Source organism: Longicatena sp. (genome assembly GCF_982403165.1).
This window is the reverse complement of record NZ_CEVYEL010000034.1, coordinates 20,306-27,120: the sequence shown is the minus strand read 5'-3', so window position 1 is coordinate 27,120 and position 6,815 is coordinate 20,306. Positions and strand designations below refer to the sequence as shown.

The window sequence follows — 6,815 nt, the reverse complement described above, 5'->3', positions numbered from 1 at the left end:
GATTTTCTTCTTCCTCTACCGTCAACAGATTCTTATCCTTGACATCGAATACCGCCTTTTCATCGGCATGCAGATAGAAGCTGCCATCTGCTTCGGTCGCATAGACACGATTGGTTCCTTGGCGTTCCCAATTTCCATCTATCTTCTTAAATAATTGATATTCCTGTGTGGCATAGGTAGAACCATTATAGCTTGCGATAAAGCGGAACTCACTGTTCTGCTTTTCTTTTGGTACATTACCGCCATATGCTTTTACGATCTCTACTTTTTCTAATTCATGCTGTGATACCTGTACAGAGTTTCCGATGACCGTATGCTTCACTTGCGTTTCTTCCTTTTCTGAATAATAAGCAGCATTATTATAGGCATAAGTCGCTCTTTGATTTTGGGCTGTGTTTGTATGATCAGCTTCTTCCTTTGCTTCATCTTCTTCTGGTGAGATCATATGAAGCTGGAAGGAAACAGATCCCATACCTTCGATCTTAAATTCATTTCCGTCTTTATCCTTACGAATATCCACAGCTACTGCTTTTACTTCAGAAAGCTTCTTCCCTTTTTCATTCCATTCTTTTTCTGTATACCAGCCATTTGCTTCTGTTAAAATCTCATCTGGATGTTCTTCGCCTTGGGTTATGTTAGGATTTCTTTTTGCATTGTAATAAATTACTGGTCTTGCCCCACTTTTCTCTAAGCCTGTCGTAATGACACCATCAAAAGTTCCATACCACCAGTTATCTTCAAAGTTCTTATCCTTCTCCTGTTCTGAACGATGCTTTGGAGCATCCTCTAACAGATCATATACAACGATGTTTTTTAAGATATCTTTTGCATTTTTTACTGTAATTTCATAGGTATAGCCTTCTTTTGGTGCTACGATGGCACTTTCAGCAAATACCCCAAAACGATCCTTGTCTGCCTTTACGTATTTTTCAATATTATCGCTTGTTGCAATCGCCATATCGTCATCTACAATAGCCTTTGCATACAGGACATTTTTTATATTCGTAATGCCATCTTGATTAATATCTTCTCCAAAATACTGATATTCCTCTTTCATCCCTGCTGGATATTCTTGTCCATCGTCTTTCATGACCTGATTATCTTTTCCTAATAAAGGTCGTATATCTCCTTGTTCCGGCATAAAAGCTGATATGTTCGTTGCCGCATTGCTGATATCGATATCCTTCCAATCATAATAAGCTCCAAAGCTGATACCCCAGCCTTCCATCCAAAGATAATCGCTGCCATAGCTATATAAACCTGCCGGGTCTTCTCCGTCATAATGGATATGGAAAGCAAGTAATGTTCTACCCGTACCATTATAATTCGTGATGACATCTCTTTGAGAATCCATACTGACACTGACATCCTTTTGATCCCATGATTTTGCATATTTAACCGCATTATGATCTGCGCTCTTGACTCTTCCTGCTATGATATCTACGCTAGGATCATATTTCACTCCATAAGGCAATAGATCATAAAAGACAACATCTTTTCTTCCCGGAGTAGGCAAGTCACGCTCTCTTAGATAGCTGACCGCTTCTGAACCATACACCTCATAGCCATCATAGGCTGTGATATTATAGTTGAGATGTACTCTTCCATTTACTGGTTCGTTCCAACTGGTTCCATACTTATAAGAAGCTGCATTTTTATCTAACGCGCTGAGATAAGCATTCGCATTATCCCTTACTGGCAATGTGTTATAAAGAGCTTTTGTTAATTCTTCTAATTGTGGTTCCTCATAATTCGCCTGTATAGCGTCTTGAAGATAGCCTGTGGATGTTCCATGATCTAATTTTTCTGCCATGGCTCCTGCTAAGTTCTCTAAAGTGATTTCTTGTGCTCCTGCTTCACTGTTCAATAAGTTTTCCATCTTTAAAGAATCATGACGCAATCTTACCTTGACATCAATCGTACAAGTAGAACGGTAATCCATAGCCTCGTGTTCCACCTTGACTCTCCATGGTTCTCTTGCTAATTGATCCTGTGTAAAGGTGTATTCCATATCTCCATTTGCTTTCCATGGAATCTCTGCTACTTTCTCCCAAGTGTCTTTATCTTTGAACATGGCATAGACGATCATGCCCTGTTCGCCTTCTGGGGTTATGGGTTCATCTTCCCAAGGATCATAGCCGATATCCTGTTGTCGGATGCGAATACCACTGTAATAGTAATCCTTACTGTCTAGGATTTCATATGTCCCATTCATGCTGCGATTAGGATAAGCATAAAGAAAATCATCAACCGTTGTCATACGATAACTCATGCCTTCCTTACGTTCTCCCAATTGATTTTCATGATTTGTCGCATGATGAGTCAGTTCATAACCGTAGGTTTCCGATACGATATGGAATGGAATATCCCCTAGATCCTTTTGTTGTTTCTTTGCTTCTTTATATACCTCCAACCAGCTTTTATAAACACTATTCTCTTTTTTAGTAATGCCTACAAGATCACCATTGTATTTCCATTCATATTCCTGATAGTTCCAGCTAGTCTTACTTGTTTGTGTCAGTTCTTTATCTTTCCCATCCTTTGGCAGTAATACGACTTCCACCTCATTATCCAACGGTTTGTTGGTTTCCACTGCATCTGTTGGATATGCCGTAACGACAATGATATTGCTATAGTGAATCGTTTTATCTGTTCCACTATTAACAATCTTATAGTAATTATCATCTCCATCATAGCTTATCTTTTTATAATCCTGATTAAAGCCTACAATTTCACCGTCTGTTGGCAAATCTTTTAAATAGATATCATAGGGCTGTGTGGCACTGCCATTGATATTGATCTTCCATGCCACAAATTTATAGTTACTGAAATTATTTTTATATTGATCTGGCACATTCTTTACAATACTTTCTAACTGTTTCAGCGTATAGATACCTGGACAATAGCTCTTATTACCTAAAGTATAAGGTGACTTGATAACGCTTGATAATTTAACATCAGAATCAATAGTTCCTGTTAATGGTGCTCCTGTTTCTACCTGTTCTTCGTTGATCTGGATGCTTGGTGTCAATTCCCATTGGGTTCCATCTGGCAGCTGCATGATATCAATATTCTTATAAAGCACCTGGAAAGCTACATTAGAGCCAGAAATAATATCCTTGTAATTAAAGAAAACCAATTCGTTGCTTTTTTCATCCAGATAATAATTAAATGGTGTGATTTTGTTAGGTACAGGGTTCTCTAACGTTCCTTCAGGAACCGCGATACTATTTGGTAGGATCTTGTTGCCATTTCTATCCGTTGCTAAAATAGCCGGTATTCTTATTACTACCTCTCCCATTGCCATATCGCGACTATTATGGAATTCAACTTGATATTTCAAAGAAAAGTCATTTTGTTTCTTTATATCATGACGATCACTTTGTCCTACATAATAGACATTAAAATTCCAATCGTCTGTAGTAAATACCTCACGTACTGCTTTTAGCAAGCTCTGCTCTTTTGTATAAGCAGCGCCAACACTTGTTTCTTCTAGCTTTGTTAATTGTGCAGGTGTTGGAACAGTCGTATTCATCTCATTGGTCACTTGCTGTACCTTTGGTTTATTTTTTTCTATAATCTCAGCTTTGGTTTCTGCTTTTTTATTTGTTTCTGTTTTTGATCCATTCTTCGTTTCTTCTGGTTCTTTCGCCTCTTTATATAAGGCTGCTTCTAATTCTTTCGCTTCTTGGATCTCAACTTCTTCCTGATACAGGATCGTCTTATTTTCTTTCTCAGTTCTCTTTATGTCTGTCTTTTTGTTAAGCTCTTTTTCTTTATCGGTTGCTTTTGTTATATCCTTCTTCTCTTGGATGATCGTATAATCCTTCAGATCCTTCTCGCTATCCATGCTCTCATATTCGATGCGATAGCTTCCTGTTTCTACATCCTTAAGACACACTTCTCCCTTGATGTTGGTGATTGCCTGATAGCTTGCCTCTTTTTCCGCTGTCCCTTCCTGCATCTTATACAAGCGTACTTCAATATCGGATACACCTTTTTCTTCCTTATCTTTCTTTTCATTCTTATTGGCATCCAGATAGATCGTTGTTTTGACTTCTACCGTCTGAACAGCTTCCTTTGTCTTTGGTGTTTCTGTTTCTTCTTTTGGCTCCTCTTTCGTTTCTTCAAGCGGTGTGCTTCCTAAGAGTGCCTGCTGCGTTGGGGCATAACTTATGCTGGATGGTTGTCTTGGTTTATCTGTCTGCTCACTAATTTCTTCCCCTTTTACTTCTTCTTTGGCAAACAACGAGGAATTCGTATTCATGAACAGCATGGATGCTGCCAGCATCAATGCCATCAGCTTGTTTCTTTTACCCTTCTTCATGCAATTCACTCCCTTTCCTATGCTTATTATAGATGATATACATACCAAAACCGGATAACATGATCAACAAGACATACAGACCTCTTCTTGTCGTATCTCCTGTTTTCGTTTCCTCTGTTTCTTTCTCTGGTTCTTCTGGTTTTGATGGTTCCTTTTGTGGTGTCTCTGGTTTATTTGGTTCTTTCTGTGGCTCATTGGTTTCCGGTACGTTAGGTTCCTTATCGGGTTGATCCGGTTCTACCGGTTTTTCTGGTTCAACAGGTTTATCTGGTTCAACAGGTTTCTCTGGTTCTTCGACATCCGGAACCTCAGGATCATCTGGATCCACTGGAGGTACTGGTTTTATAGGTTCTTCATTGGGTGATGCTTTGGGTTCTATCTGCAGCATATAGGTAGGTCCTTGAATAGCATTGTTTACTTCCTCATACATTGGCAGCGTCACGATAAAAGGATCGATACTTCCATAGGCTTCCATATGAGAGGGTACAAGTAGATAGATGCCATTTTTGACATTCTCAAAAGACAGACAGCCATTCTTGTCGGTCGTCTTCTTTTCGATGAGCTCTTTCCCTTCTTTTGCGGTAAGCTTTTTGGCGATCTTCTGCAATCCTTGTGCATCGCTTGGCAGGCTCATGTCATACTTGGCATCCAGTTCTGCCTTTCCATCATTGCTCATCTTTCCTACCTGATATAGCGTAAAGACCACTCCTGCTTTCTCATCCCAATCGCCGGGCAGATCTTTCAACTGGATGTTTATCCTTCCGCTGTTTGCCTGTATCGGTGTAAGCAGAAGCACGAACAAGAGCATTATGCTCATGATCTTTCGCATCATCTTTCTCCTTCTTGTTTTCATTTCCTCTTCCTCCTGTTCTCTTATGCCTGTTTCTTGCTTTTCTTATATAGGATGAGACTGATGCCTAAGATTCCTATACCACCGATCATAAGATATATGATGATCCCCATGCCACCTGTCAATGGCAAGGCGAATCCTTTCTGATTCGCTATTGCGATGATCGCTTTCCCCTCTGCTTGATCGATCCTTGTCGTATGCTCCCCTGTCGCTGCGACGATCTCCTTATCATTTACCCTCATCTTGAAGGTTCCATCGCTCGCTCTTCCTTGTGCATCTTCATTTGCGATAATCTCCAGCTTGATTGCTTCTGCCAACAAGGTATATCCTGCCGGTGATTTTGTTTCCTTGATATAATAAGTCCCTTCATCTAATCGTGGATATGTTATGTTTCCTTGCTCATCTGATGTCGCACTTGCTATGACCTTGCCATCTTCTGTCAGCAAATCAAAGCTTGCTCCTGCCAAGGCCTTACCTTCTTCCTTAGTGAATTTCTCGATCTGGATACCAAAGCTATAGACCGTTTCCTGATCATAGGCACTGGTGATCGTTTCTTGTGGTTTATGATCATAACGAACATAAGCACGATTTGTATTACCATCCGGTCCTTGTACTGCTCTGTCGCTCACCTGTGCATGATAATTGACTACTACGCTTTCTCCTCCATGGGCTTTGATATAAGCTTGCGCAAAGGAAATGATCAGATCAGGGTTTTCACCTGTTTCGTTCTTGATCGTCAGATGATAGGTATCTTTTCCGGCAGGAACCGGTTTATGATCTACCAATACCTCTATAGGATGCTCTTCATCATTTTCGATCAGTAAGCCATCATCCATCTGATCATAGATCGCAAAGGTTGCCGGATGTTCTTCATCGCCGAAATAATGGTCGTTATAATTAGGGATTGCTGTTTGGATCTGATAAGCGATATGATCCTTTTCTTTTACAGAAGCATCTCCTGAAAGCTCCTTGCTGATAGAGATGGATTCATTCTTAGGGGTTACCTGTACATCATAGACCCAATGTGTTCCTTCCTGTGTTGCATCCGCATAATTGTTTGTCGAAGGTATCGCTACCAGAAATGGTTTTCCGCTGACATAACCATTTGGCGCTTTATCTTCGATGACCAGATAATATCCAAGGGAAAGTGCATCCCATTTGATGATGCCATCCTGATCACTGGTACCGGCAGCCGTTGGCTGTATCGCATCATCAGAAGCGGTCACCGCCAATTGCTTGCAGAGATTTTCGATCTGCACGCTGGAATAGCTTCCTAAGGCATCTTCGGAAACATTCTCCAGATCCTTGGCAAAGGCCTCTTCCTTAACAAATGTTTTCTCATGCGTCATGCTCATGATCTTGTAGATGCTGTAGTGGGCACCTTGCAAACGGACATCTTCCGGATTGTTTTCCATCAGAGTAATGGTCAAAGAACCACTATCCTGATCGATCGTTGTTTCATAAAGAAAAGGTGATTCCATAGCCTTCAATGAAGAAGCGTCAGAAAAACCACCTCCAAAAAGTGTAGCAGTTGCCAATAAAGCAATGATACTGGTGCATTGTTTCTTTTTCATATTAACCTATCTCCCTTTTTTGTGAACATCGATATGAAAAACAGCCATGCAAAAAAGTGTAATG

2 protein-coding genes and 1 pseudogene are annotated in these 6,815 nt (G+C 40.3%); all 3 read right to left on the bottom strand.

The window, feature by feature from the left end; translation table 11 throughout:
- A pseudogene (locus AC1VS3_RS08630) lies at nucleotides 1-4,327 on the bottom strand (leucine-rich repeat protein); the annotation flags it as partial.
- On the bottom strand, nucleotides 4,314-5,180 hold the full coding sequence (locus tag AC1VS3_RS08625) for a pilin N-terminal domain-containing protein (protein ID WP_481275600.1): 867 nt from the start codon (nucleotides 5,178-5,180) through the stop codon (nucleotides 4,314-4,316). The pseudogene AC1VS3_RS08630 and the gene AC1VS3_RS08625, both read right to left, overlap by 14 nt.
- A gap of 20 nt (nucleotides 5,181-5,200) precedes the next feature.
- A complete protein-coding gene (locus tag AC1VS3_RS08620) occupies nucleotides 5,201-6,751 on the bottom strand; it encodes a SpaH/EbpB family LPXTG-anchored major pilin (RefSeq protein ID WP_481275599.1) in 1,551 nt (516 codons plus the stop codon).
- Between the last annotated feature and the right edge of the window lie 64 nt (nucleotides 6,752-6,815).